Raw genomic sequence first — 24,237 nt, 5'->3', positions numbered from 1 at the left:
GAGCTTTAAAAGCCCCAAGTTGCTTGTTCCTTTCGCCGCTGCTGGCTGATTTTAAGAGCGCGATCCATGCGTTGTTGGTCGCGTAGTTGTTGGCGCTTCTCTTCTGCTTTTCGTGCTTTTAGTTTTTGCTGTGCTTGTTGTTGCTGTTTTTCAAAACAGTCTTGTTCTTGGGCTGCTCTTTGTTGTTCTATCTGCTGCTCTTTCTGAAAGGCTTCTTTCTTTAGGCGCAAATTTTCGACGCTTTTCTGTTTCAGCTTTTCTTGGCGCATTTCATTTTTTAGTGTTTCTTGGCGTAACTGATATTGTTTGGCCAAGAGCTTTTCAATCTGTAGTTGTTGACGCTGTTCTTTTTGGGTTTCAAGTGCCTTGAGTTTCGACCGCTTTCTTAGTTGTTGCTCTGCTATTTGACGAAAACGTTCAACCGCTTTTTGTTCTTGTCTCTGTTTCTCAAGCAGTCGTTTTGCTTTTAAGTCTTGTAGTTGCTGCTGACGAACTTGCATTTGGCGTTTGCTTATCTGTTGTTGCTCTAAACGCTTTTTATGTATCGCTGCGCGCTTTTCATCTTCTTTGGCGCGTTTTTTATCTGCGAGCCGTGAAGCCTTTGAGTGCACAGGCATAGGAAAACGAATGTGATTCCAGTCGTTTTCGGTCTGTTCGGTGGCTTTTCCAGTTAGCTGATCTAGCTCCTCTTGGATATGGTGATGCTCTTTTATTAGATCTTTCAGCTCATCGGAAATTTGATCCATGCTGAGAAGGTCTGCTAGAGGCTTTTCTTCTGGTTGTGACAAAGTGTCAGTCCTACCCAATTCTGGGGAAGACTGTTCTTGTTCCTCTAGCAGATCCTGCCAGTCTAGATATTCACTCATACAGAATGATTAACCATCAGCCGGTTTGTTGCGCTCGACGATTGCTCGAATGCGCTCTTCTAGCACCGCTGGGGCTGGCGTAGGCATAACTCTTGTACGCATCAGGCTAGAACCCTCAGCAGAGTAGTTGTATTTGTTAGCGTAGCGTGCGCTAACCGATGAGGTACGCACGCGTGCGCTACCGCCGAGAATAAAGCCAAAAGCACGACCGCTGACAGATCTGCGAGAGCTCTTGCGCTCAAACTCTGATTGTTCAGTAAAACTGATCGAGATTTTTACTTCGATGGTGGCATCGGTGAATTGATAGAAGGTTGGGGTGAAGCCTAGTTCTATCAGCGACATCTTTTGACCATCAAAATGGACTAATGACTCTTTGGTGGAAGTGGTGCTATTTCCTGTAATGGGATCGACCTCTTCAACCTCATATTCACCACTCATCATTTGAGCAAGGCGAAGGCCGCTTTCATCCATAGCGTATTGTGCTTCGGCGATCGCTAAACCCATGCTAGAGATCATCTCTCCAAAGGGGACATCGCTCAGTTCACGTCCAATATTTACACGAGGCATAATTTAATACTCCGGTTTGGGTCTAGTCTTCTGAGTCGTTTTCGATTAACGCTCGGACTCGCTCTTCAAACATCGCTGGTGCAGGGATTGGCACTAAGTTACAGCGCAATAGGCTGGCACCTTCAGCACTGTAGTTGTACTTGCTTGAGTAAGTTGCATCGACAGTGGTTGTACCAACTTTTGTTTTGCTACCGCTTATCCAGCCCCATACGCCACCGTTACGCTTGTAGTGGTCTCGGGTAGTCGTGGTTGTTGTGCTCTTTTCCTCTTCATAGGAGAGCTTTATCGCAATTTTTACTTCAATAATATTGTTGGTGAATTGATAGAAGGTTGGAGAAAAGCCAAGCTCCATCATGCTTAGTTTCTGTGACGCGCCGTCTTCATCTTTACCGAAGTACACGCGAGTGTCTTGTGTATCGGTGATGTTGCCATTCTCATCCAGTACTGGCATACGGCCGCCCATCAGCTGCGCGACTTTGACGCTGGCTTGGTCTAATTCGAACTGAGCATCTGCTATAGCAAACGCCATATCTCGAATTAGTCTTCCCATAGGGACGTTAGTTAGGTCTCTTCCTATCCTTGACATGGTTTACTCCTGTAAGTGATCGAGCTTTACTCGGTATCGTCTTGGTTTGTTGTGTTGGTAGCAGGCCTGCTTGCGAGCCAATTTTGGAAGGCTGCTGGCGGGGGTATTGAGGCTATGCGTGCAGTAATCGTACTGCTGGCTTCTGAAGAAAAACTGTATTTGTTACTAAACGAAGCGCTTACCGAAGCTGCGAACATGACGAAGCCAACACCACCGCTAGCGGCGGCTGATGTGCCGAATTTTGATTCGGTGGTTGTGGATGTGGATAACGACACTTTGAGATCAATAGTTGCTTCATTAAAGTGATAAAACACCGGCGAAAAACCAAGGCTAAGCAGGGACTGCTTTTCGCCATTACCTGTATCCACACCGTAGTTTTCGGCATCGCCTAATTGCATCGCCATTTCGATCGAGTTGCGATCTAACTCCTGCTGAGCGGATGCGATGGCTAGGCCTAGCTGATTGAGCAGGCCAGGTAGGGGCGATTGCTCAAGCGTGGCCATGACTTTATTATGCGACATGCTGTTGTCCCTAATTTATTTAACCGTTGTCTTCGGGATCACCGTCGTTATCCCCATCGTCTGTTGGTGCCGGCTGAGGATCATCAACGACTGGCACAGGTTCTGGCTGCGGCGAAGGTGTATCGGTTAAGGGGGCAATAGGGTCTGTTGAAATACTGCCACCACCGTTTGCTGCGTGGACACGAATCGCGTCGAGAAAGGCTTGTGGTGGTGGAACTGAGCGCATGATGGTTTTGATGCGGGTGACAGCTTCCATATCAAATTCATATTTGTGGTGGAGATCAAAAGAGATCGTCCCAGCGAAAGCAACGGGTAAGCTCGAATTTTTAGAGGTACCCGCGCCAAGATCTACACCTAAATCAATCCCCGCCTCCACTCTGATAGATATAGTGACCTTGAACTCCATCTCTGTTTCAGTGAAATGGTAAAACTGTGGAATAAACCCCAGTTCTAATAAGCTGCGTTCTCTGCCGTTACCCTCGGCATCATTAAACTCAACAAAGGTTTCGCTAAGCAACGTGGCTGCTTTTACTGAGGTTGCATCCAGCTCGTATTGAGCTGAGGCTATCGCTTTAGCGGTTTTTTCAATGAGGTCGGGTATTGGCAGATCTTGCATGATCTGCCCAGGCGTCATTCCTGCAACCTGATTATCAAAGTTCATCGCATCTCTCCCTTGTTCGACCAGATCCATTCTGGATTTGGTCCTGCTTCATCTGAAGCGGTTGCGTTTTCCATCGGCTCACTTGAGGGCGATGGAATGAAATCCCTTCTACAACTTTGTCTGGGTGCGTAAGTGTGTTTATTCGGTTATTGCTTTTGCTCCGTGTGTGGCAAGTATGTCGGAAAAGTGAAACAGTCCGATCTTCTTCTGTTCGGCTGTTAGCATTTCAACCGCGCCGCTGCTGTAGCGATTTATGCGATTGATAACGGGATGGAGGTTACGTTTTTGTTGATCATTAGCATGTGCCAGAAGGGCCTTACTGTGTGTAAACGCTTCGCTACGGCGATCTAGCTTGATCAATAGGCATAGTTTTCGAAGCTCTAATGTTAGGCGGTCTTTTTGAGCTTCATTACTTTGAACTCCAATTTGCTCTTGATATTGCTCCAAGCTGTATTCGCAAAACTGTAGGGCTGTTTCGAAATTGCCGCTGAGCTCGAGGCATTCCATGCATAGCTCGGCTAAGAAGCGTTGCAGTATGAGTTGTAGTTGCTGCTGCATAGCCATTTGACTGAGCTGGTGGGTTTGCTCTAGTGCCTCTTTATATTGCTGCCTTCGCAATAGTAGGCCAATTCCATCGAGAGTGTCGGAAAAACTAACTTTCTGTGGCTGCATTAGTGGGTTGCTCCTACATCGGTTGTTTTTATCAGACGAGCTTTAATTCCGGATTTTTGCACTTCGTGGATTATCCACAGTGCTTGGTGTTGGTTAGCCGAGAGGCTTAGAGTTAACAGACCTGCTTTGGCTTCTGGAATGGCAATAACGCGACGCATAATGGTTTTAAGTAGAGTGCCAAGCGCCGGCATATGTGAGGGTTGTAGTTGATTCAATTCGATATCAAATCGACTGCTTTGAGTCGCTATTGCTTCCGCATCACAATTAAGCTGCTGTAACTCTGCCATCATCGCTTTGGAACTCTCTAGCGGAAGGCATTTTTGAATGATGATAGGGAGCCTTTTAAATAGAGTGGGGTGAACCTGCTTAGGGATCTCACAGCGATCGAGTAACCAATCAGATAGAGCAGCTTGATCGACATCTGCAGCTAGCTTTGTGAGCGATAGATCAAACCTTAAGTAGTCGTGATTTTGAATGCTAACCGGTAGGTGTAGCTCAGATGCTTTTTTCCAAATAGATTCTGCTTGGTTTAACGCTAGGTCATTGGCAATCCATTGAGTGCAATGGGGATCATTGGTTTGGGGTGCCAAACCTAATCGTACGTAATGGCTTTTGATCGAATCGCTGAAACTCGGCATAAAGGCGATGGCTGAATAACGCGCGCTATTAGTGGCAGAGGCGATCAGCTCAATCCCCGGTTTTTGGAAACGTTCGATAAACTCTTCTGCGATCTGTTGAGAAATGCGCCCAATCAACACAGCAGGGATTTGTGTCAAACTTGCAATCATCTCTTCACTGGATTGCCCTAAAAAAGCAGCTACTTCTGCTGCGAAGTCGGTGACGTGAGTGAAATCTTTAATGTAGCAGGCAACTTCAAAAGACTGATCTGTAGGAGGGATTGTCGTCTGGCTATCAACAATTTCGCAAGGAAGTTGAAAGTGAGTCAGTGCTTGTTGAATACGCTTTGCTTGTTCAAACTCAAGATCTGATTTTAGAATGGAAGGAGAGGTTAAAATCCGCTCTACGCATTCACGTTTAGTGATACCTAGACTGCTGTGCGCTTGGCTGATTGTCAGAATATTGGCTGCACCAATGCCATTAACCTGAATTTGATAACTTTGAGCTTGCACTGTATCTCTCCGTGATAACGCGCATACCACTTCCTTGCGGTTTCTATTGTTTTTTGTGAACTATTGCATGCAAAATGACCTATTTCAAGATTTTGAAACAAGTTTTTTAAACGGTTGTTTGATGCTTTGTGTTTGTGAAGTGCAGAAATAATTTACTAGAGAGTTCTTTAGCTTGTTGTTTAAAAGAAGATTTCTTTGTTGTTACTGTGCGGAACAAAGAGGCGGATTTTTTGTGAAAGGGGGCGGGGAAAAATAGAGATTTATGGCAGCTATTTAGCTGCCATAAGGCGTTGTTTCTGACGAGCCCAGTCTTTGTCTTTATCTGCGGCGCGTTTATCGTGTTGCTTCTTACCTTTGGCTAGCGCAATTTCGCATTTAATGCGATTGCCTTTCCAGTATAGGGAGAGCGCTACACAAGTGAAGCCTTTAGCTTCAGTCGCGTTGATGATCTTTACTAGTTCGCGATGGTTAAGTAGCAATTTACGATCACGGGTCGGATCTGCGACTACGTGGGTGCAGGCTGTTTTCAGCGGAGTGAAGTGTGCACCAACTAACCAAGCTTCGCCTTTGTGGATAACCACGTAGGATTCCACCAGTTGCGCGCGTCCTTCGCGTAGGCTTTTTACTTCCCAGCCAGTCAGAACGAGACCTGCTTCGAATTTATCCGAAATGAGGTATTCGTGACGTGCTTTTTTGTTTTGACAAATTGTATTGCCCGATGGGGCTTTCTTTTTCTTGGCCATGGCGGGCGATTATATAGATCAGGCTTGCTAAGGGAAAGCGCCTTGCAATCAGGGAAAACTATTTCTATTTGTTCATATACTTCTACAAAGTTCTGAATGTGCAATCTGCACAATAAAAAGCTCTTTTTTTACTATCTAAAACAGGGGATATCCCTAAAGTTCTGGGTAGGTGGCGGAGTGTGCACTTTTTGAGCAGTCAACGATGTACTTAATAAGGAAAAAGTGAAAGAATTTGCGTTTTTTCGCGACTAACCCCCCAGAAGAGTAGCAGTTCATGCAGGAAAAGAAGTCTATCCACGGTGCTTGGGCATCTCGTTGGATCTTTATTTTGGCGGCCACTGGTTCGGCAGTTGGCTTAGGTAATATTTGGAAGTTCCCATATATTGCGGGTGAAAATGGTGGCGGTGCGTTCGTACTGGTATACCTTGTCTGTATCTTGATGGTTGGTGTACCAATCATGATGGCAGAGGTCTTCATCGGTCGACGTGGTAGACAAAGTCCTATCAATGCTATGAAAGATGTGGCGATAGAAGCCAATCATTCAGGGAAATGGTCATTTGTTGGTTGGATGGGTGTACTAGCCGGCTTTATGATCTTCTCGTTCTACTCTGTAGTTGCGGGTTGGGTGCTTTATTACATCGCTGGTATGGGTACTGGTGATTTCATTGCGATTGGCAGTGATGATGCGGGTAAAGTCTTTAATGATTTGCTAGCTGATCCTCAGACATTGCTGATCTGGCATACGATCTTTGTTGCCATGGTAATGGTGGTTATCGTTGGTGGTGTTAAGAAAGGCCTAGAGAACGCTGTTAAGCTATTGATGCCTGCGCTATTTATCCTTCTATTGATCATGCTTGGTTACTCCATGCAGACAGAAGGCTTCTCTCAAGGTTTTGATTTCCTATTCCACTTCGACTTCTCTGAGCTGAGTTGGAATGCCGTATTGATCGCGCTAGGTCACTCATTCTTTACCCTATCTCTGGGTATGGGTGCGATTATGGCGTACGGCTCATATATGCCTAAGAAGACCTCTATCGGCGGTTCTGTAATCACAATCGCTGCAATGGATACTATCGTTGCTTTAATTGCTGGTTTGGTTATCTTCCCGATCGTATTTGCTAACGGCATGGATCCTGGTGCGGGTCCTGGTCTAATGTTTGTAACGCTACCTGTTGCTTTCGGCCAGATGCCTGGTGGTCAGATCTTTGGTTTCGTATTCTTCTTACTTGTAGGTATTGCTGCCTGGACTTCAGCTATCTCTCTAATCGAACCAGCAGCTGCTTGGTTGGTTGAGAAGTTTGGCTGGAGCCGTGTTCCTGCGTGTATCGCACTAGGTCTTGTTGTTTGGGGCTTAGGTATCGCTGCGCTAGGTTCTTTCAACTTCATCTCCGACTTCAAGATGATGGGGTTCAATGTCTTTGATTTCCTAGACTTTATGACGGCTAATGTCATGTTGCCATTGGGTGGATTGTTCATCGCAATCTTCGCGGGTTGGTTCGTAACTCGTAAAATGGCTGAAGATGAATTGGCAATCTCCTCTCCTTTACTGTTCAATGCATGGTATATTGCGCTGCGATATGTATCGCCAGTAGCGGTAGCTGTAATCTTTATTCTCAACCTAGTTGAGAAGTTGAAGTAAAGGAATGAATAAAAGGCATGACTCAGGTAGATCGCAGTGCATTGGTTTTGCACACTGCAGAAGAGATGTTTGATCTTATAAATGATGTAGAACGATATCCTGAGTTTTTGCCCTGGTGCGCTAGCACCGAGATTATAAGTCGCACCGACGATGAGTTGGTTGCGACTTTGTTCCTTTCTAAAGGTGGCTTGAAATATAGCTTTACCACCCGAAATCAGCTTAACCGCCCTGTAAGCATGACACTTGAATTGGAAGAGGGCCCCTTTTCCCGCTTGAGTGGTGTGTGGGATTTCAAACCGCTTAGTGATGAAGCGTGTAAAGTAAGCTTAAGCTTACAGTTTGAGTTCTCGGGTAAAATTGCTTCTATGGCGATGAGTAAGGTCTTTAACCAAGTTGCAACGACTATGGTTGATGCCTTCGTAACCCGCGCAGATCAAGTATACGTTTAAGAGAAAGTGTCACCATGAATGTTGAAGTCGCTTATGCCCTTCCTACAGAGCAAAAAATCATAGCTTTGACTGTGGCTGATGATTGCACTGCTTATGATGCGGTTATCCAGTCTGGCATTGTGGAGCTTTATCCACAGATTGATCCTGAGAATGATCCTATGGGTATCTTTGCTAAAGCAATCAAGAACCCTAAAGAGACGATTTTAAGGGAAGGTCAGCGTGTCGAGATCTATCGCCCTTTAATTGCTGATCCGAAGGAAGCAAGGGCTAAGCGCGCAGCTAAAGTGAAAGCAAAGAAAGAAGCTGAATAAGCTGCACGCCTGCGTAGCTAAGGTTTAGCTACGCTTACCACCTGGACGGAAGTCACCATTTAAGGCATTTAGCTTGCCATCTGTAAAGTATAGAGAGATGCGTTCTTTGCTATAGCTGCCATCTTCACCACTTTTCTTTGTGTATAGGTAGTCCCAACGGCCTTCGTGGAAGGTATCGGTGATTAATGGTGAGCCCATGATGAAGCGCACTTGGCTTTGGCTCATGCCTGGGCGAAGCTGGTCTACCATCTCTTGAGTAACAACATTGCCCTGCGGAATATCGAATTTATATACACCTGGGAAACCAGAACAACCGGTCAGAGTCAGTGCTACAGTAAAAGTTGTAGCAATTAGTAGTTTTTGCATCAGAATTTTGCTTCCACTATTGTGCGTAAATGCGGATAATAAAGTTTCGTGCGCTTTTGAACAAGCAATTCAGCTTCCGCATGATTATGTAATCACCAACAGCTTAGAGAATAGATAACTATGTCACTTGAAAATCAGGAACTAAGAAAAGCAGGTCTGAAGGTAACTTTACCTCGTGTAAAAATTTATCAGATCCTAGAACAAGCGGGTGAAGGTGATCACTTCAGTGCTGAAGATATTTATAAGTTGCTGATGGAAAAAGGTGAAGATGTTGGTTTGGCAACGGTTTACCGTGTACTAACTCAGTTTGAAGCGGCTGGTCTAGTAACGCGTCACCACTTCGAAGGTGGTCACTCTGTATTTGAATTGGCGCGTGATGAAGAACACGATCACATTGTTTGCGTAAAAAGTGGCATCGTAAAAGAATTTAACGATCCACGTTTGAATGCGCTTCTAAACGAGATCGCTGAGTCTATGGGCTTTACTGTGACTGATCGTACTATTTACCTGTACGGCGTTCACAAAGACGCAGACGAAAAATAAGCAGTACTTGCTCTGGTGACAACTAAAAAGCCCGCTACTAGCGGGTTTTTTAGTGTATGGAATACCCTTCCAAAAACTATGTGTATGGGCTTGAGGTCTAGCTTGCTTGAGCAAGCATCTCTTTAGCATGCTCAATAGATCGCTCTGTAATATCGATCCCGCCCAACATACGTGCAACTTCTTTAACACGGCTGTCCGCGCAAAGTTGATTGATCTGCGTGTGAGTGGTCTTTTTATCCGTCTGTTTGCTCACAAATAGATGTTGATGGCCTTGGCTCGCGACTTGCGGCTGATGAGTTACACATAGAATTTGTGCTTTTTCACCCAGTTGTCTTAGCAGGCGACCCACGACTTCCGCAATCGCACCACCAATACCTACATCGACTTCATCAAAGATTAGTGTCGAAGTGGTGGAGGTTTGTGCTGTGATCACTTGGATAGCAAGACTGATACGTGATAGCTCACCACCGGATGCGATTTTGCCTAATGGTTTTGGTGGTTGGCCTGCATTGGTAATAATCAGGAACTCTACTTCTTCCAAACCGTTCAGACTTGGTTTTTCTAAAGCGGTTAATGCAACAGACATCTGCGCAGATGGCATGCCTAAATTATGCAGTTGCTGATCGACTAATTTGCCTAATTTTTTAGCGGAGGCTGAGCGTTTGGTACTTAACTTGTTAGCGTAAGCGAGGTATTCAGTTTTGGCGCTCTCAACGTCAAGGGCGAGTTGCTCTAACTCTTCGTCAGAGCGACTTAGGCTGGATAGCTCTTGGCTAAGCGATTGATGGAATTCGCATAGCTCGTCTGGGTTGATGCGATGCTTACGTGCAATCTCGTAAATTGTTGATAGGCGTTCTTCGACATCTTGTTGTCTGCTTGGATCGACATTGACGCGATCCATGTAATGGCGGATCTCGTTGCTAGCTTCTTCAACTTGGATCAATGCCGAGTTCAGCATCTCGTTGGCTTGTCGAACTGAGGGGGATTCTGATTGGATTTCAGATAGAAGCTGCAGGCAGTGATTCAATTGTTGTACGCAGTTGGCGTCATCGCTATCGCTGGCTAGATTGATCAGCTGGTGGCCGGTGCTTAGAATGCTCTCTGCGTTAGCTAAGGTTTTTTGCTCTTCTTCCAGTTGCTTTAGTTCGCCATCGGCTAAGGCTAGCTGGTCTAATTCTTCAATCTGATAACTTAATAGCTGTACTCGCGCTGTTTGTTCGGCACTCTGCTCAGATAGGCGTTTCAGCTCGCTATCTAGTTTATGCCATTGCTGGTAGCTATTGTGAACCTGGCTGACCAGTTTGCTCTGTCCGGCAAAGTTATCGAGTAGTGTGCGGTGATGATCTTTTTTCAGTAGTCGCTGGTGTTCATGTTGACCATGAATAGCAATCAGTAGCTCGCCAAGGTTTTTGACTAAGCTGGCAGGCGATGGGCGGCCGTTGATATAGCAGCGTGAGCGCCCCTCTTTAGTGATCACTCTGCGCAGTATGCATTCACCATCATTGTCTAAATCATTCTCTGACAGCCATTGAGAGGCTTCAGGGATGCTATCTATGTTGAAGCTTGCTGTGATGTCGGCTTTCTCAGCGCCTTGGCGTACGGCACCGCTCTCTGCGCGGTTACCTAAGGCGAGGCCTAGGGCGTCGAGCATAATTGATTTACCTGCGCCGGTTTCACCGCTCACTACGGTCATGCCTTGGCTTAGTTCCAGATCAAGGTGATCAACAATGGCAAAGTCACAAATAGATAATTGATTCAGCATAATAAAATACATGTGTTTTTATACAGTAGTTTCTGTATAAGTCATATTTTGATCGGATGCAATCTTTATCTGAAATTAGCGTAAAAAAATCGAATTTATCTGTTGAAAGCGTTCTCTTTGTCCCCATATTCAAGAGCAATTGATATTAACACCCAACAGACGCCCTCGAGTTTATTGAATGGGCTGGCTGGAGAGCACAATGGCAAACGAAGAACTGAACCCAGTAGAAGAGCAGAAAGTTGAGCAGCCAGAAGAGGTTGTAGCAGCGGAAGAAGCACAAGAAGAGAACGCTGAGCAAGGCGAAGCGGAACAGGTTGCTGCAGAAGAGACTGCTCAAGATGCGGATAAATTGGCAGCTGACCTAGCTGCAGCAATAGCTGAGGTTGAGACGCTAAAAGATCAGATGCTACGTGTTCAGGCTGATGCTCAGAATGTTCGTCGCCGTGCTGAACAGGACGTGGAAAAGGCGCACAAGTTTGGCGTAGAGAAGTTTGCCAACGAAATGTTGCCAATCGTCGATAGCCTAGAGCGCGCTATCGAAGTTTTCGGTGATGACGAAGCGGTTAAGCCGATGAAAGAAGGCGTTGAGATGACTATGAACATGTTCCTATCTGGTCTGGCTAAATTCCAGATGGAACAGGTTAATCCTCAAGGTGAAGCATTTGATCCTGCACTACACCAAGCGATGTCTATGGTTGAGTCGCCAGATGCGAAGCCAAATACAGTTATTGCAGTAATGCAGAAAGGTTACACATTGCATGGCCGTCTAGTTCGTCCTGCGATGGTTGTTGTGGCTAAAGCTTAAGGTACGTTCGGTAAATTTAATTTTGGTTTCGGCCTTGAAACCCTGCGAAACGTACTTATATAGATTTCATACTGACTAGTAAGTCACTTATAGAATTAATCACTGTCCGTCAGAACGGGCAGTTTAGAAAGAATTGGAGCAGATACAAATGGGTAAAATCATCGGTATTGACTTAGGAACTACAAACTCTTGTGTTTCTATCCTAGACGGCGATACATCTAAAGTAATTGAAAATGCTGAGGGTGATCGTACTACACCTTCTATCATCGCTTACGCTGATGAAGGTGAAATCTTAGTTGGTCAGCCTGCAAAACGTCAGGCGGTTACTAACCCAGACAACACGCTATTTGCTATCAAGCGTCTGATCGGTCGTCGTTTTAAAGATGATGTTGTACAGAAAGACATCAAAATGGTGCCATACAAGATCGTTGAAGCTGACAACGGTGATGCTTGGGTTGAGGTTAAAGGTGAGCAACTAGCGGCACCTCAGATCTCTGCAGAAATTCTGAAGAAGATGAAGAAGACTGCAGAAGACTACCTAGGCGAGACAGTAACTGAAGCCGTTGTAACTGTACCAGCTTACTTTAATGATGCTCAGCGTCAGGCGACTAAAGATGCGGGTAAAATCGCTGGTCTAGAAGTTAAGCGTATCATCAACGAGCCAACTGCTGCTGCTCTTGCATACGGCATGGACAAGTCTAAAGGCGACAAAACTATCGCTGTATATGACCTAGGTGGTGGTACTTTCGATATCTCAATCATCGAGATCGCTGAAGTAGATGGCGAGCACCAGTTCGAAGTATTGTCTACTAACGGTGATACGTTCCTTGGTGGTGAAGACTTTGATCTACGTTTGATCGAGTTCTTGGCTGATGAGTTCAAGAAAGACACTGGTATCGATCTACACAACGATCCACTAGCGCTTCAGCGTCTTAAAGAAGGTGCTGAGAAAGCTAAAGTAGAGCTATCTTCTGCACAGCAGACTGACGTTAACCTACCTTACATCACTGCTGATGCTACAGGTCCAAAACACCTTAACGTTAAGATCACGCGTGCGAAGCTAGAATCTTTGGTTGAGGAATTGGTTACTCGTTCCCTAACGCCTTGTAAAATCGCTCTACAAGATTCTGATCTAAGCGCATCTGAAATCGACGAAGTTATCTTGGTTGGTGGTCAGACTCGTATGCCAATGGTTCAGGAAAAAGTTGCTGAATTCTTCGGTAAAGAAGCACGTAAAGACGTTAACCCTGATGAAGCTGTAGCAATGGGTGCAGCGATCCAAGGTGCGGTACTAGCTGGTGACGTTAAAGACGTTCTACTTCTAGACGTAACGCCTCTAACGCTTGGTATCGAAACTATGGGTGGCGTAGCTACTCCAGTAATCGAGAAGAACACGACTATCCCAACTAAGAAGTCTCAGATCTTCTCTACTGCAGACGACAACCAGAACGCTGTAACAATTCACGTTGTACAGGGTGAGCGTAAGCAAGCGGCACAGAACAAATCTCTAGGTCGTTTCGACTTGGCTGAGATCCCACCAGCACCACGCGGTGTGCCTCAGATCGAAGTAACTTTCGACCTTGATGCTAACGGTATCCTAAACGTATCTGCGCAGGATAAAGCGACGGGCAAACAGCAGTCTATCGTAATCAAAGCCTCTTCTGGTCTGAGCGATGACGAGATCGATCAGATGGTAAACGATGCAGAAGCTCACGCTGAAGAAGATAAGAAGTTCGAAGAACTGACTACAGCGCGTAACCAGGGCGATGCAATGGTTCACTCTGCTAAGAAGACAATGGAAGAAGCGGGCGATAAAGCGACTGACGAAGAGAAAGCGGCTGTTGAAGCAGCAACTGCTGAACTTGAAGAAGTGCTTAAAGGCGACGACAAAGACGCTATCGAAGCTAAAACTACTGCACTTACTGAAGCGATCTCTGGTGTTGCTCAGAAGATGTACGCAGAAGCTGCACAGCAAGCTGAAGCTGAGCAAGGTGCAGGCGGTGCTGAACAGCAGCAAGCTGGCGGTAACGATGATGCAGTAGACGCTGAGTTCGAAGAAGTTAAAGACGACAAAAAATAAGTCGCCTTTTAGCTGAATAGAGCTAAATAAGCGTAGAACTTTGCAGTGTCAAACGATGCTGCAAAGTCGAATTACTCGGCACCGCGGGCTCTATGCCCGCGTTGTCATATCCGGCGTAAAGCCGAAAACAGTGTTGTGACTGTATAGTGTAGTGACCATGTCAAAACGAGATTATTACGAAGTATTGGGTGTATCTAAGGATTCATCTGATCGCGATATCAAGAAAGCTTTCCGCCGTATGGCGATGAAATATCATCCGGATCGTAACCCGGACGATACGGAAGCAGAAGATAAGTTCAAAGAAGTAAACGAAGCTTACGAAGTGTTATCTGACGCTCAGAAAAAAGCTGCGTACGATCAATACGGTCATGCCGGTGTTGATCCGAATATGCGTGGTGGTCATGGCGGTGGCTTTGACGGTAACTTCTCTGACATCTTTGGCGATGTATTTGGCGATATCTTCGGTGGCGGCGGTGGTCGTGGTGGCCGTAGCTCTGTTCAGCGCGGTGCTGATCTACGTTACAACATGGAGATGACTCTGGAAGAGGCCGTTCGTGGTGTCGAAAAGAGCATTCAAGTACCTACACTAGTAGAGTGTGAAACTTGTGATGGTTCCGGTGCTAAGCCTGGTACATCTGCAAAGATTTGTGGCACTTGTGGTGGTCAAGGCCAAGTGCGTATGCAGCAGGGTTTCTTCTCTGTTCAGCAGACCTGTCCAACCTGTCATGGTGAAGGTAAGGTAATCTCTGATCCATGTACTGACTGTCATGGTCATGGTCGTAAAGAGAAAACTAAGACGCTTAACGTTAAGATTCCAGCAGGTGTTGATACAGGCGATCGTATCCGTCTAGCGGGTGAAGGCGAAGCGGGTACTCACGGTGGTCCAGCAGGCGATTTATATGTACAAGTTCATGTTAAAGATCATCCGATCTTTGAACGTGACGGTAAACACTTATATTGCGAAGTACCAATCAGCTTTGTTGATGCAGCATTGGGCGGTGAGCTAGAAGTTCCAACCCTTGATGGTCGTGTTAAGTTGAAAGTACCATCCGAAACGCAGACAGGAAAAATGTTCCGTCTACGTGGTAAGGGCGTAGCACCTGTGCGCGGTGGATCTACGGGTGACCTTCTGGTTAAAGTGGTTGTGGAAACGCCGGTTAAGTTGAGCAGCCGTCAGAAAGAGCTACTGCGTGAGTTCCAAGACGAGATGGAACAAGGTACGCATAAACACAGCCCGAAGAAGCACGGCTTCTTTGATTCTGTGAAAAAGTTTTTTGAAGATATGACCTAATTTTAAGGGGCATTTATTGCCCCTTAAATTTTTATAAGAATGGGGATGGCATGAGCCAGAATCCAGAATGCCCAACTTGGCTTTGGGATGAAATTACGGCAGAAGCCGAACGTGAAGTTATTGATGAACCGGTGTTGGCGGGGTTTTATCACGCTAATATCTTAGGGCATCAGAGCTTGTGTTCTGCTTTAGCTTATCTGTTGAGCCGTAAGCTGCATGATGATGCAGTGCCAGCAGTGACTTTTCGTCTAGTGATCGAAGAAGTATTTCGTGAAGCGCCCGAGATTTTGCAGGCAGTATGTGCTGATATAGCTGCGGTACGTACACGAGACCCTGCAATCGATAAATATGCGACTGTATTGCTGTACCTTAAGGGCTTTCATGCAATTCAGGCATATCGTGTGGCTCACTATATGTGGAATAAAGGCCGTAAGAGCATGGCGCTTTATATCCAGAGCAGAGTTAGTTGTGTGTTGCAGGTTGATATTCATCCTGCGGCTAAGATCGGTCATGGCGTAATGTTTGATCACGCAACAGGTATTGTTGTGGGTGAAACCAGTGTGATCGAGAATGATGTTTCTATCCTACAATCTGTAACCCTAGGCGGTACGGGTAAAGACTGTGGTGATCGTCATCCGAAAATTCGTGAAGGCGTTATGATTGCGGCTGGTGCCAAAATCTTCGGTAACATCGAAGTGGGCTCAGGTGCCAAAGTAGGTGGCGGAAGTGTTGTGTTGGATGATGTGCCAAGACATACAACGGTTGTAGGTGTACCTGCCCGTGCTGTTGGTCATCCTCAGTGCGATAAACCGGCATTGGATATGGACCAAAATATCCTTCATGACAAAAACAAATAAGAGCGGAAACTTACATGATTAAAGTAGCAGTTACTGGCGCAGCCGGTCGTATGGGTAAAGCAAATATCGAAGCGCTACAGATGGCTGAAGGCATCGAATTAGGTGCAGCTATTGTTGAGCCTGATAGTTCTTTGATCGGCGCAGATGCCGGTGAAGTTGCAGGTGTTGGTAAGCTAGGCGTTAAGATAGTTGGTTCTTTGCATGAAGCGGTTGCTGATTTTGACGTGCTAATCGACTTTACTGCACCAGAAGTCACGCTTGAGAATGTTCGTTTCTGCACTACTCACGGTAAGCAAGTTGTTATCGGTACGACAGGCCTGACTGATGAGCAGAAAGAAGTACTGGAGAAAGCCGCTGAGAGTGTTGCCATTGTATTTGCACCTAACATGAGTGTTGGTGTGAACTTGTGCTTTAAGCTGCTTGAGATCGCAGCTAAAGCGCTAGGTAACGATGATTACGATATCGAAGTGATCGAAGCTCACCACCGTCATAAAGTGGATTCGCCTTCGGGTACGGCACTACGTATGGGTGAAGTGGTTGCTGATGCCTTGGGTCGTGATCTTAAAGAGTGTGCTGTTTATGGCCGTGAAGGTCAGGTAGGCGCGCGTCCTCGTGGTGAGATCGGTTTTGAAACGATCCGTGCTGGCGATGTAGTAGGCGATCACACTGTGCTATTTGGTACAGAAGGTGAGCGTATCGAGATTACGCATAAGGCGAGTAACCGTCTAACCTTTGCTAAAGGCGCTGTACGTGCTTGTAAGTGGTTAGCAGCTAAAGAGAATGGCCTGTACGATATGCAGGATATTCTGGGTCTGAAATAATTTTAGATCTATTAAAAAGCCGCTGTTAATCAGCGGCTTTTTTATTCACACTTAACAGTATTACGACCAGCCTCTTTCGCTTGATACAGCATCTCATCTGCTCGGCTAATCATCTGGTCGAAGTTGTCATCATCTTGTTCGATTAAACCGATACTCACCGTAACGGGTAGAACCTGATCACCAAATACAAATTCAGTGTCATGCACTAAGGTGCAGAAATGCTGCATCAGAATTTCTGCCTGATCTAAATTTAAGCCATTTAACAAAATGCAAAACTCTTCACCGCCAATACGTGCATGTAGGAAGCGGTTGAAGGATCGATCCAGTAGGGTTGCGAGTTGGGTTAGCACAGCGTCCCCTGCGTCATGGCCGTAGTTGTCATTGATTCGCTTGAAGAAGTCCAAGTCCATCATGGCTAAGCAGGTTTTATTGTTGGGCTGCGCTAATAATTTTTCAGATTGTTCAAATAAATAGCGTCGGTTGTGTAGACCAGTTAGGAAATCGCGATTAGCAGCATCTTTGATCTGGGCTATAAGCTCCATCTGTTCGATGTTATGCATCACTCGGCAATGTAGCTCTTCATAGTTAAATGGCTTAGTTAGAAAGTCATTTGCGCCACTTTTAATAAACTTTGCAGATAAAGCAGGGCTGTCGGCTGCAGATAAACCGATGATTTTGAGCTCGGATGTTTCGTAATCCCGGCGAATATTTTGTACTAACTCAATGCCATTCATATTGGGCATCTCGTAATCGGTGAGGATAAGCTTAATTTCCGGGTCTTGCTGAAGTTTAGCTAGTCCCTCTTGGCCGTCGCGGGCCTCAATAACTTGGTAAAGGTGTTTTTCGAGTTGTTTGCGCACCATCAGCCGATAGGATGAAGAATCTTCGACTAATAGAACTTTGATCTCTTGGTTTTTAAGCAAGCGGTGAACAAGCTGAACGGCATATTCGTAGGAGAAGCGGCTTTCTTTGATGATGTAATCTACTACGCCCTGTTGAAGTAAAGATTCACGTTTATCGTCGTCATAACTGCCGGTTAGAACAATTGTCGGAATGTTTTGCGCGAGAATAAAATCGACGATTTCGCCATGAGGCGCGTCTGGAAGGTTAAGATCAACTAATGCCGCAAAGATATCTTCGTAAAGATCTACCTTTTCTTGAGCTTGAAGCAGGCTTTCACAGAATATGATTTCCAGTGGTATATCTGCGGTTTGAAACAGTCTTTGTAGTACTCGGCTTACTAGCTGGCTATCTTCAACGACAAGAACTTTCATATCTAAACTCAAAACAGATGCGATTAATGTCTGGGTTAGCACACCTTTTCATAGTGTCATTTATGCTCGTGTAATTGAAGACTGAAATCGCCCTAAATCCCGAAGCTTGTCTAGTAGTTTAGGCTAATATTAAAAGAGCAAGGGGGGGGAGTGAATGGCGATTTCTAAATCTGCTTTTCTCATTAGGAAGGATTTAACCGAGCTGTTTGAGCTTTTGCTTAAGCAAGGCTTTCGGTTGCACGGTCCTCAAGTTCGTGATGGCGCGATTGTTTACGATGATCTTGATTCTGTTGAAGATCTTCCGCAAAGGTGGACAGATCAGCAGGTCCCTGGGCTGTATCGGCTCAAGCATGGTGATTCTCCACGTCAGTTTAATTGGGCAAATGGGCCATCTGCTCTGAAGCCGCTGTTATATCCTGCTCGAGATGTTATCTGGCAGGCAAGGCGTGGTGATGATGGTCGTTTGCAATTTTTAGTGCCTGAGCAAGCGCAAGATAAAGTTGCAATCATAGGGGTGAAAGCCTGTGATCTTGCCGCGTTGAAACTGCAGGATCAGCATTTTCTAGAAGGTGAATATGTAGACCCCGGTTACCAAGCAAAGCGGCAAGGGCTTTTTTTAATTGCTGTTAATTGCAATGTATCTGCAGAAACCTGTTTCTGTGTATCTACAGGCGATGGTCCAGAGGTTAGGCAAGCTTACGATATCTTGTTAACTGAATTAGACGATGGCTTTCTTATTCAATCGGGCTCGGCTAAAGGCTCGACCATAGTCGATCAGTTGCCGCTACACAAAGTGTCTGAAGCGATGACCGATATGGCCAAGGAACAGATTCAAACGGCTGCTAATCAACAAACCCGATCACTCAACCTTATTGCTAAAGATGATCTGCAAAGCCGAAGAGATCATCCGCAATGGGATGATGTTGCCGAGCGCTGCCTTGCTTGTGGTAACTGCACTATGGTTTGCCCCACCTGTTTCTGCCATCGACAGCATGAAGAACCACAGCTTAATGGTGCTGAGAGCGAGCACGTCAGAGAGTGGGATAGCTGTTTTGGAGAATCTCATGGTCAGCTTGCAGGATTTCAAGTTCGACAAACCGTTAAGCAGCGCTATCAGCAATGGATGATCCATAAGCTAGATACTTGGCAGGCCCAATATGGCCGCTCAGGTTGTACTGGCTGCGGGCGCTGTATGACCTGGTGCCCTGCAGAGATAGATTTTGTAGCAGAAGCAAACCTGATAACAGGAGACAAAGAATGAGTGTTTTCTGTCAGAAACCTTTGGTTGCAACTGTTACTGAGGTGATTTGTGAATCTAAAACGATCTTTACGCTTCGTTTGCAGTTGGCTGACCTCGCAGAGCGAGCCGCCTATAAGTTTGAACCGGGTCAGTTCAATATGCTTTACCTTTTTGGTGTGGGTGAGGTGCCTATCTCGATTGTTTCTGACCCTAAGGATGAGGGAGTCATCGATCACACTATTAGGATTGTAGGGCGTGTTACCGAAGGTTTAGCGAAATTAAAACAGGGAGATCAAATCGGTCTAAGAGGTCCATTCGGTCATGGTTGGCCTCTGTTGGACGCAAAAAATAAGGATCTTCTAATCGTTACTGGTGGATTGGGTTGTGCGCCGGTCGTAGCAGCAATCAATTATGCGCTGAAACGACGAGATCATTATCGACGGCTGAGTATTGTTCAAGGGGTTAAGCACAGCAATGATCTTATCTGGGGTGAGCGCTATGATCGGTGGCGTCAGATCGAGAATGTTGAAGTGTTTCTTGCAGCGGATGAATCAGGACCGGCGTGGCCATTCCATAAAGGGCGTATCACCGAGCTGCTTGATCAAGTGACAGTTGACCCAAGTAATGCATTGGCGATGATTTGTGGCCCTGAGGGGATGATGCATGCAGCAGCGGAAAAGCTTATTGGTTTAGGGATAGATCCGGCTCAGATATTTCTTAGTCTAGAGCGAAATATGCAGTGTGCCGTAGGGCATTGTGGCCATTGTCAGTTTGGCGCTGATTTTATTTGCAAAGATGGCCCGGTATTTTCTTACCCTGTTGTAAGCGATCGTTTAGGTATGGAGGGCGTGTAATGAGCTCTAAACCGAGTATTGCTGTGCATAAATTTAGCTCTTGTGATGGCTGTCAATTGGCATTGCTAAATATGGGTGAAGCCCTAGTTACTTTGGCAGAGCGGGTGGAGATAAAGCATTTTGCAGAAGCGGGTGTTTTGGATGAGAGTGCAGAGGTCGATATTGCCTTTATTGAAGGCAGTATTGTGACTCAACATGATACCCAGCGAATCCAACAGATACGTAAGAACAGCCGTTATCTTATTACCATGGGAGCCTGTGCCACTTCTGGTGGGATTCAAGCGTTGAAGAACTTGGCGGATGCACCTGAGACTTGGCCGGGCGCTATTTATCCACAGCCTGAATTTATCGATAGTTTGGATAGATCCGAGCCGATCAAAGATCACGTTAAAGTTGATTTTGAACTCTGGGGCTGTCCGATCAATAGCCGCCAAATCTCAACGGCGATCAGCTTAATGCTTGAGGGCGTAATGCCTCAGGATGAACGAGAAAAACTCTGTATTGAGTGTAAACGCTCGGGTCAGGTCTGCACTTTAGTCACTGCTGGTGAGCCTTGTATGGGGCCAGTGACAAGATTGGGTTGCGGAGCTTTGTGCCCCAAATTTGGTCGAGCATGCTATGGCTGCTATGGCGATGCCGAGCTGTCTCATCATTCAGCGTTGGCGCGTCGTTTATCAGGTTTAGGCCTTGTTGATGCAGAAGTTAGTCGGCGTTTTCGATTGATTCATCCTGAGGCAAATGTCGGCAAAGGAGAGCTGAATGACTGAACGAAAGATTCAGATTGACGTGCCCTCACTTGCCCGTGTTGAGGGAGAAGGGGCGCTCCATCTCAAGATTGAACAAGGTAAGTTACAGCATCTGCAATTTAAAATTTATGAGCCGCCGCGTTTTTTTGAGAAGTTTCTAGAGGGGCGGCACTTCTCTGAAGTTCCAGATATTGTGGCGCGCATCTGTGGAATCTGTCCTGTGGCTTATCAAGTCAGTGCAGTGAATGCATTGGAATCTCTGTTTCAGGTTCAGCTAACCCCGTGGATAAAGGATATGCGGCGCTTGCTCTATTTAGGTGAATGGCTGCAAAGTCATGGCCTGCATATCCATTTACTAGCGTTGCCAGATTATTTTGGCCATAACTCGGCGTTGGAGCTCGCAGGAGAGTATCCCGATGAGGTTCGAAGAGGCTTTGCTATTCAAGATGCGGGTAACCGAATTATGCGTTTCTTGGGTGGGCGTTCTGTACACCCCGTTGGTATTAAAGTGGGAGGCTTTCATAAAGCTCCCTCGGTAGCCGAAGCGCAAGCGCTTAAAAAGTATATCAATGAGATATTGCCTCAGGCACTAGCTATGGTTGAATGGTTAGCTGAGGTTGAGATTCCTGATCACCGGCAGGCTTTTAATTCCGTCTCGCTAACAGCGAATAGATATCCGCTTGGTGAAGGTCGTCTCGTTAGTAGCTCAGGGTTGAATATCGCTGAGGACGAATATGAAACCTACTTTGCAGAGAGCCAGTCGCCACACTCGACGGCGCTGTGGAGTCATCTCAATGGCCAGAATTATCTGGTTGGCCCTCTGGCAAGGATCAATCTTAATCATCAACGGCTGCCTGATTTTCTACAGCAGCTACTCCGTAAATTGGGTAGCCCTTTTCCAAGTCAGAATATGTTCCACAGTATGTTGGCTCGTGGTGTGGAGATCTGTTTTGCTTTGGATGAAGCGATTAAGTTGTTGGAAAAGTATAAGTCACCTACCAAAAGTGCAGTTGAGGTTAATCCGAAAGCAGGCACTGGATACGGTTGGAGTGAGGCGCCTAGAGGTTTGCTTTGGCACCGATATTCAGTCAATGAGGCTGGCTTAATTACAGAGGCGAAAATCGTCCCGCCGACCAGCCAAAACCAAGCACGTATCGAGCAAGATCTGCTTTATTCCCTGAGTGAGTTTGGCTTGGATCAACCCGATGATCTGTTGCGCTTACATAGTGAAAAAGTGATCCGTAATTATGATCCATGTATCTCCTGTGCAACTCACTTTCTAAAGTTAACTACGGAGCGTAAACCTTGAAATTAGGAATATTTGGTTTGGGCTCTTTCCATGGGGATGATCAAATCGGTTGGGTGTTGGTGGATGCCCTGAAAGGTCTGTGCCCTGAATCTGTGGTCTGCGAGAAATTAACCAATCCTGCCCACTCTTTAGTGACGCTATTGCCTCAATTTGATCAGGTTATTGTGATTGATGCCTGTGAAATGGCGCAAAAAGCAGGTGAGTACAGGTATATTGAGGATGGGTCTGGGTTTTTGCATATGCAAAATGTGCCAGTAAGTAGTCATACTTTGGGTATCTCAGAGAGTTGGCAGTTGTTGCTTAAACTCGAACAATCCTTGCCGCAGATCAGTTTGTTTCTGGTTCAGCTAGGTCAAACTGAGACTATGGCGCCTATATCTGATTGTATAGCTGAGCAGATACCCAACATGGTTGAACAGTTAAATAAAACGGTAAAGCTTCGGTGTATAAACTAAGTTTCTTTGTTCCTGATGAAAACTTGGAACAAGTAAAAGCGGCTGTTTTCGCGACAGGTGCAGGACGAATTGGTAACTATGATTGTTGCTGTTGGCAAGTGCTTGGCCAAGGCCAATTTCGCCCTTTAGAGGGTAGTGATCCGCATATAGGGCGCTTAGGTAATGTTGAAACAGTCGAGGAGTGGAAGGTTGAGTTGGTGTGCAGCGATGAGTTGATACATCAGGCTCTCGATGCAATGAAATCGGCTCACCCTTATGAAGAACCTGCCTACGATGTTTGGCGATTAGAAGAATTTTAAAGTTGTAACCGAATGACAGGGAGGTAGAAGTGACGCAGTTATTGGTACGTTACTCTCGTATTCTGGAAATTGTTGGTGACATAGTTAAAGTGCATGTGCCGCTAACAGATGGTGCATCGTCTATCTGTTTTGGTGATTTGGCTTTAATCGAAAATGACAAACATGAAGGCGCGGAAGGGAGTTTGGCTCAGGTCATTTTGCTTGATCGTGAGGAGGTCTCACTTCAAGTTTTTACGGGTACTAAAGGTCTCTCCACTCATTCAGTAGTTCGTTTCCTTGGTCGTTCCATGGAAGTGACGTTCTCTCCTAATATTCTGGGGCGCTCTTTCTCAGGAACGGGTCGAGCTATCGACAACGGCCCAATGCTCACAGAAGAGCCCAAAATTGAGATTGACGGCCCTACGGTCAATCCAGCTAGACGTGTTTTAGCATCGCATATGATTCGCACCGACGTGCCGATGATTGATGTGTTTAATTGTCTAGTTGAAAGTCAAAAAATCCCTGTTTTCTCCGTGGCAGGCGAACCTTATAACCAGCTGCTAGCGCAGATTGGCACCCATGCAGATGCCGATGTAGTGGTCTTTGGCGGTATAGGTCTGGTGTTCGATGATTACCACTTCTTCCGTCAGGCATTTGAAGAAGCAGGCGTGCTAGCGCGTACAGTTATGTTTGTTCATCAGGGATCCGACCCCACCGTAGAAGGTTTGTTGGTTCCGGATATGGCGTTAGCTGTGGCCGAACGCTTTGCCGTTGAAGAGGGTAAACGCGTACTGGTGTTACTCACTGATATGACCGCATACGCCGACGCGCTTAAAGAGGTGGGCATCTCGATGGAGCATGTACCCTCAAACCGAGGTTACATTGGGGACCTCTACTCGCAATTAGCACGACGTTATGAAAAAGCCTGCGATTACAAAGGCGCAGGTTCGGTCACTATTCTTTCGGTTACAACAATGCCGGGTGACGATGTTACTCACCCTGTGCCTGATAACACTGGCTATATCACAGAAGGTCAGTTCTATCTGCATGATGGAGTGATCGATCCGTTTGGTTCTCTATCACGCTTAAAGCAGCATGTGATCGGCAAAGTCACCCGAGAAGATCATAGCCAGATTATGAACACTATGGTGCGTTTGTATGCAGAGTCTCAAGATGCTGCGCAGAAACAAGCAATGTCTTTTGAACTAAGTGAGTATGACGAGCGCTTACTTAAATTTGGTGAGCTTTTCCGAGATCGGTTTATGGATATACATGTCACTATGCCGTTAGAACAAGCTTTAGATCAGTGTTGGCTGACGCTGGCTGAATGTTTTCAGCCGCAAGAGCTGTTGATGAAACAGGCGTTGGTGGATAAGTATTTTCCAGCGCAAAATCTAGCTCAGGTTTAAGG

27 protein-coding genes are annotated in these 24,237 nt (G+C 46.0%); 16 read left to right on the top strand and 11 right to left on the bottom strand.

What is annotated here, in order from left to right; all coding sequences use genetic code 11:
• Positions 1-5: 5 nt before the first annotated feature.
• The 8 genes from ACMXYP_RS15810 to smpB form a co-directional block, all read right to left on the bottom strand.
• On the bottom strand, positions 6-866 hold the full coding sequence (locus ACMXYP_RS15810; RefSeq protein WP_415882597.1) for a hypothetical protein: 861 nt from the start codon (positions 864-866) through the stop codon (positions 6-8).
• Positions 867-875: 9 nt separating this feature from the next.
• Positions 876-1,433 (bottom strand): hypothetical protein, encoded by a 558-nt coding sequence (locus tag ACMXYP_RS15805; protein WP_415882596.1) that lies wholly within the window; start codon positions 1,431-1,433, stop codon positions 876-878.
• Between the two features lie 22 nt (positions 1,434-1,455).
• Entirely contained in the window at positions 1,456-2,019 is a 564-nt protein-coding gene (locus ACMXYP_RS15800) for a hypothetical protein (RefSeq protein WP_415882595.1), read from the bottom strand.
• A gap of 26 nt (positions 2,020-2,045) precedes the next feature.
• Positions 2,046-2,540, bottom strand: a complete 495-nt coding sequence (locus ACMXYP_RS15795; protein WP_415882594.1) for a hypothetical protein — start codon at positions 2,538-2,540, stop codon at positions 2,046-2,048.
• Positions 2,541-2,559: 19 nt separating this feature from the next.
• The gene (locus ACMXYP_RS15790) at positions 2,560-3,231 is read right to left on the bottom strand and encodes a hypothetical protein (protein WP_415882593.1); all 672 of its coding nucleotides are present in this window, start codon (positions 3,229-3,231) and stop codon (positions 2,560-2,562) included.
• A gap of 108 nt (positions 3,232-3,339) precedes the next feature.
• Positions 3,340-3,873, bottom strand: coding sequence for a hypothetical protein (locus ACMXYP_RS15785; protein ID WP_415882592.1), 534 nt, complete (start codon positions 3,871-3,873; stop codon positions 3,340-3,342).
• Positions 3,873-5,003 carry a hypothetical protein gene (locus ACMXYP_RS15780; protein ID WP_415882591.1) on the bottom strand — a complete coding sequence of 377 codons (1,131 nt, stop codon included), beginning with the start codon at positions 5,001-5,003 and terminating at the stop codon, positions 3,873-3,875. The genes ACMXYP_RS15785 and ACMXYP_RS15780 overlap by 1 nt, the downstream gene beginning before the upstream one ends.
• A 269-nt stretch (positions 5,004-5,272) precedes the next feature.
• Positions 5,273-5,746 (bottom strand): SsrA-binding protein SmpB, encoded by a 474-nt coding sequence (gene smpB, locus ACMXYP_RS15775; protein WP_415882590.1) that lies wholly within the window; start codon positions 5,744-5,746, stop codon positions 5,273-5,275.
• Between the two features lie 274 nt (positions 5,747-6,020).
• On the opposite strand from smpB, the gene ACMXYP_RS15770 reads away from it, so the two are divergent.
• From ACMXYP_RS15770 to ACMXYP_RS15760, 3 genes are read left to right on the top strand one after another with little or no spacing between them, the layout of a single operon-like run.
• Positions 6,021-7,385, top strand: a complete 1,365-nt coding sequence (locus ACMXYP_RS15770; protein ID WP_415882589.1) for a sodium-dependent transporter — start codon at positions 6,021-6,023, stop codon at positions 7,383-7,385.
• A gap of 17 nt (positions 7,386-7,402) precedes the next feature.
• Positions 7,403-7,834, top strand: coding sequence for a type II toxin-antitoxin system RatA family toxin (locus ACMXYP_RS15765; protein ID WP_415882588.1), 432 nt, complete (start codon positions 7,403-7,405; stop codon positions 7,832-7,834).
• 14 nt (positions 7,835-7,848) lie between these two features.
• Positions 7,849-8,145 (top strand): RnfH family protein, encoded by a 297-nt coding sequence (locus tag ACMXYP_RS15760; RefSeq protein WP_415882587.1) that lies wholly within the window; start codon positions 7,849-7,851, stop codon positions 8,143-8,145.
• A gap of 24 nt (positions 8,146-8,169) precedes the next feature.
• On the opposite strand, the gene ACMXYP_RS15755 is transcribed toward ACMXYP_RS15760, so the two are convergent.
• Positions 8,170-8,511 carry an outer membrane protein assembly factor BamE gene (locus ACMXYP_RS15755; RefSeq protein ID WP_415882586.1) on the bottom strand — a complete coding sequence of 114 codons (342 nt, stop codon included), beginning with the start codon at positions 8,509-8,511 and terminating at the stop codon, positions 8,170-8,172.
• A gap of 120 nt (positions 8,512-8,631) precedes the next feature.
• On the opposite strand from ACMXYP_RS15755, the gene fur reads away from it, so the two are divergent.
• Entirely contained in the window at positions 8,632-9,054 is a 423-nt protein-coding gene (fur, locus tag ACMXYP_RS15750) for a ferric iron uptake transcriptional regulator (protein ID WP_415882585.1), read from the top strand.
• 97 nt (positions 9,055-9,151) lie between these two features.
• On the opposite strand, the gene recN is transcribed toward fur, so the two are convergent.
• Positions 9,152-10,816, bottom strand: coding sequence for a DNA repair protein RecN (gene recN / locus ACMXYP_RS15745; RefSeq protein WP_415882584.1), 1,665 nt, complete (start codon positions 10,814-10,816; stop codon positions 9,152-9,154).
• Positions 10,817-11,015: 199 nt separating this feature from the next.
• Between recN and grpE the strand changes: the two genes are divergently transcribed.
• The 5 genes from grpE (at position 11,016) to dapB (ending at position 16,670) form a co-directional block, all read left to right on the top strand.
• Positions 11,016-11,621, top strand: coding sequence for a nucleotide exchange factor GrpE (gene grpE, locus ACMXYP_RS15740; protein ID WP_415882583.1), 606 nt, complete (start codon positions 11,016-11,018; stop codon positions 11,619-11,621).
• A gap of 148 nt (positions 11,622-11,769) precedes the next feature.
• Positions 11,770-13,701 (top strand): molecular chaperone DnaK, encoded by a 1,932-nt coding sequence (gene dnaK, locus ACMXYP_RS15735; protein ID WP_415882582.1) that lies wholly within the window; start codon positions 11,770-11,772, stop codon positions 13,699-13,701.
• 157 nt (positions 13,702-13,858) lie between these two features.
• Entirely contained in the window at positions 13,859-14,992 is a 1,134-nt protein-coding gene (dnaJ, locus tag ACMXYP_RS15730; RefSeq protein ID WP_415882581.1) for a molecular chaperone DnaJ, read from the top strand.
• A 50-nt stretch (positions 14,993-15,042) separates the two neighbouring features.
• Positions 15,043-15,849, top strand: coding sequence for a serine O-acetyltransferase (gene cysE, locus ACMXYP_RS15725; RefSeq protein ID WP_415882580.1), 807 nt, complete (start codon positions 15,043-15,045; stop codon positions 15,847-15,849).
• A gap of 14 nt (positions 15,850-15,863) precedes the next feature.
• Positions 15,864-16,670, top strand: a complete 807-nt coding sequence (dapB, locus tag ACMXYP_RS15720; protein WP_415882579.1) for a 4-hydroxy-tetrahydrodipicolinate reductase — start codon at positions 15,864-15,866, stop codon at positions 16,668-16,670.
• 41 nt (positions 16,671-16,711) lie between these two features.
• On the opposite strand, the gene ACMXYP_RS15715 is transcribed toward dapB, so the two are convergent.
• Positions 16,712-17,944 carry a diguanylate cyclase gene (locus tag ACMXYP_RS15715; RefSeq protein ID WP_415882578.1) on the bottom strand — a complete coding sequence of 411 codons (1,233 nt, stop codon included), beginning with the start codon at positions 17,942-17,944 and terminating at the stop codon, positions 16,712-16,714.
• Between the two features lie 154 nt (positions 17,945-18,098).
• On the opposite strand from ACMXYP_RS15715, the gene ACMXYP_RS15710 reads away from it, so the two are divergent.
• From ACMXYP_RS15710 to ACMXYP_RS15680, 7 genes are read left to right on the top strand one after another with little or no spacing between them, the layout of a single operon-like run.
• Entirely contained in the window at positions 18,099-19,205 is a 1,107-nt protein-coding gene (locus tag ACMXYP_RS15710; protein WP_415882577.1) for a 4Fe-4S dicluster domain-containing protein, read from the top strand.
• Positions 19,202-20,038: an FAD/NAD(P)-binding protein gene (locus ACMXYP_RS15705; protein ID WP_415882576.1), complete on the top strand. Its 837-nt coding sequence runs from the start codon at positions 19,202-19,204 to the stop codon at positions 20,036-20,038. Before ACMXYP_RS15710 ends, ACMXYP_RS15705 begins: the two co-directional genes overlap by 4 nt.
• Positions 20,038-20,805: a sulfhydrogenase subunit delta gene (locus tag ACMXYP_RS15700; protein ID WP_415882575.1), complete on the top strand. Its 768-nt coding sequence runs from the start codon at positions 20,038-20,040 to the stop codon at positions 20,803-20,805. Before ACMXYP_RS15705 ends, ACMXYP_RS15700 begins: the two co-directional genes overlap by 1 nt.
• Entirely contained in the window at positions 20,798-22,093 is a 1,296-nt protein-coding gene (locus ACMXYP_RS15695) for a Ni/Fe hydrogenase subunit alpha (RefSeq protein ID WP_415882574.1), read from the top strand. The genes ACMXYP_RS15700 and ACMXYP_RS15695 overlap by 8 nt, the downstream gene beginning before the upstream one ends.
• Positions 22,090-22,548 (top strand): hydrogenase maturation protease, encoded by a 459-nt coding sequence (locus ACMXYP_RS15690; protein ID WP_415882573.1) that lies wholly within the window; start codon positions 22,090-22,092, stop codon positions 22,546-22,548. The genes ACMXYP_RS15695 and ACMXYP_RS15690 overlap by 4 nt, the downstream gene beginning before the upstream one ends.
• Complete coding sequence (locus ACMXYP_RS15685) at positions 22,536-22,847, top strand: NGG1p interacting factor NIF3 (RefSeq protein ID WP_415882572.1); 312 nt, start codon at positions 22,536-22,538, stop codon at positions 22,845-22,847. The genes ACMXYP_RS15690 and ACMXYP_RS15685 overlap by 13 nt, the downstream gene beginning before the upstream one ends.
• 29 nt (positions 22,848-22,876) lie before the next feature.
• Positions 22,877-24,235 carry a V-type ATP synthase subunit B gene (locus ACMXYP_RS15680; RefSeq protein ID WP_415882571.1) on the top strand — a complete coding sequence of 453 codons (1,359 nt, stop codon included), beginning with the start codon at positions 22,877-22,879 and terminating at the stop codon, positions 24,233-24,235.
• The last annotated feature ends 2 nt before the right edge of the window (positions 24,236-24,237 follow it).

The sequence above is a fragment of the Neptuniibacter sp. QD34_54 genome (assembly GCF_047778055.1).
In the GTDB taxonomy this organism is placed as follows: Bacteria; Pseudomonadota; Gammaproteobacteria; order Pseudomonadales; family Balneatricaceae; genus Neptuniibacter.
The sequence above is the reverse complement of the archived record's forward strand: the minus strand, read 5'-3'. Positions and strand labels throughout refer to the sequence as shown.

Coding starts and splice junctions, on each gene's coding strand:
- ACMXYP_RS15810 (WP_415882597.1), bottom strand. CDS start 866: ATGAGTGAATATCTAGACTGGCAGGATCTGCTAGAGGAACAAGAACAG.
- ACMXYP_RS15805 (WP_415882596.1), bottom strand. CDS start 1,433: ATGCCTCGTGTAAATATTGGACGTGAACTGAGCGATGTCCCCTTTGGA.
- ACMXYP_RS15800 (WP_415882595.1), bottom strand. CDS start 2,019: ATGTCAAGGATAGGAAGAGACCTAACTAACGTCCCTATGGGAAGACTA.
- ACMXYP_RS15795 (WP_415882594.1), bottom strand. CDS start 2,540: ATGTCGCATAATAAAGTCATGGCCACGCTTGAGCAATCGCCCCTACCT.
- ACMXYP_RS15790 (WP_415882593.1), bottom strand. CDS start 3,231: ATGGATCTGGTCGAACAAGGGAGAGATGCGATGAACTTTGATAATCAG.
- ACMXYP_RS15785 (WP_415882592.1), bottom strand. CDS start 3,873: ATGCAGCCACAGAAAGTTAGTTTTTCCGACACTCTCGATGGAATTGGC.
- smpB (WP_415882590.1), bottom strand. CDS start 5,746: ATGGCCAAGAAAAAGAAAGCCCCATCGGGCAATACAATTTGTCAAAAC.
- ACMXYP_RS15770 (WP_415882589.1), top strand. CDS start 6,021: ATGCAGGAAAAGAAGTCTATCCACGGTGCTTGGGCATCTCGTTGGATC.
- ACMXYP_RS15765 (WP_415882588.1), top strand. CDS start 7,403: ATGACTCAGGTAGATCGCAGTGCATTGGTTTTGCACACTGCAGAAGAG.
- ACMXYP_RS15760 (WP_415882587.1), top strand. CDS start 7,849: ATGAATGTTGAAGTCGCTTATGCCCTTCCTACAGAGCAAAAAATCATA.
- ACMXYP_RS15755 (WP_415882586.1), bottom strand. CDS start 8,511: ATGCAAAAACTACTAATTGCTACAACTTTTACTGTAGCACTGACTCTG.
- fur (WP_415882585.1), top strand. CDS start 8,632: ATGTCACTTGAAAATCAGGAACTAAGAAAAGCAGGTCTGAAGGTAACT.
- recN (WP_415882584.1), bottom strand. CDS start 10,816: ATGCTGAATCAATTATCTATTTGTGACTTTGCCATTGTTGATCACCTT.
- grpE (WP_415882583.1), top strand. CDS start 11,016: ATGGCAAACGAAGAACTGAACCCAGTAGAAGAGCAGAAAGTTGAGCAG.
- dnaK (WP_415882582.1), top strand. CDS start 11,770: ATGGGTAAAATCATCGGTATTGACTTAGGAACTACAAACTCTTGTGTT.
- dnaJ (WP_415882581.1), top strand. CDS start 13,859: ATGTCAAAACGAGATTATTACGAAGTATTGGGTGTATCTAAGGATTCA.
- cysE (WP_415882580.1), top strand. CDS start 15,043: ATGAGCCAGAATCCAGAATGCCCAACTTGGCTTTGGGATGAAATTACG.
- dapB (WP_415882579.1), top strand. CDS start 15,864: ATGATTAAAGTAGCAGTTACTGGCGCAGCCGGTCGTATGGGTAAAGCA.
- ACMXYP_RS15715 (WP_415882578.1), bottom strand. CDS start 17,944: ATGAAAGTTCTTGTCGTTGAAGATAGCCAGCTAGTAAGCCGAGTACTA.
- ACMXYP_RS15710 (WP_415882577.1), top strand. CDS start 18,099: ATGGCGATTTCTAAATCTGCTTTTCTCATTAGGAAGGATTTAACCGAG.
- ACMXYP_RS15705 (WP_415882576.1), top strand. CDS start 19,202: ATGAGTGTTTTCTGTCAGAAACCTTTGGTTGCAACTGTTACTGAGGTG.
- ACMXYP_RS15700 (WP_415882575.1), top strand. CDS start 20,038: ATGAGCTCTAAACCGAGTATTGCTGTGCATAAATTTAGCTCTTGTGAT.
- ACMXYP_RS15695 (WP_415882574.1), top strand. CDS start 20,798: ATGACTGAACGAAAGATTCAGATTGACGTGCCCTCACTTGCCCGTGTT.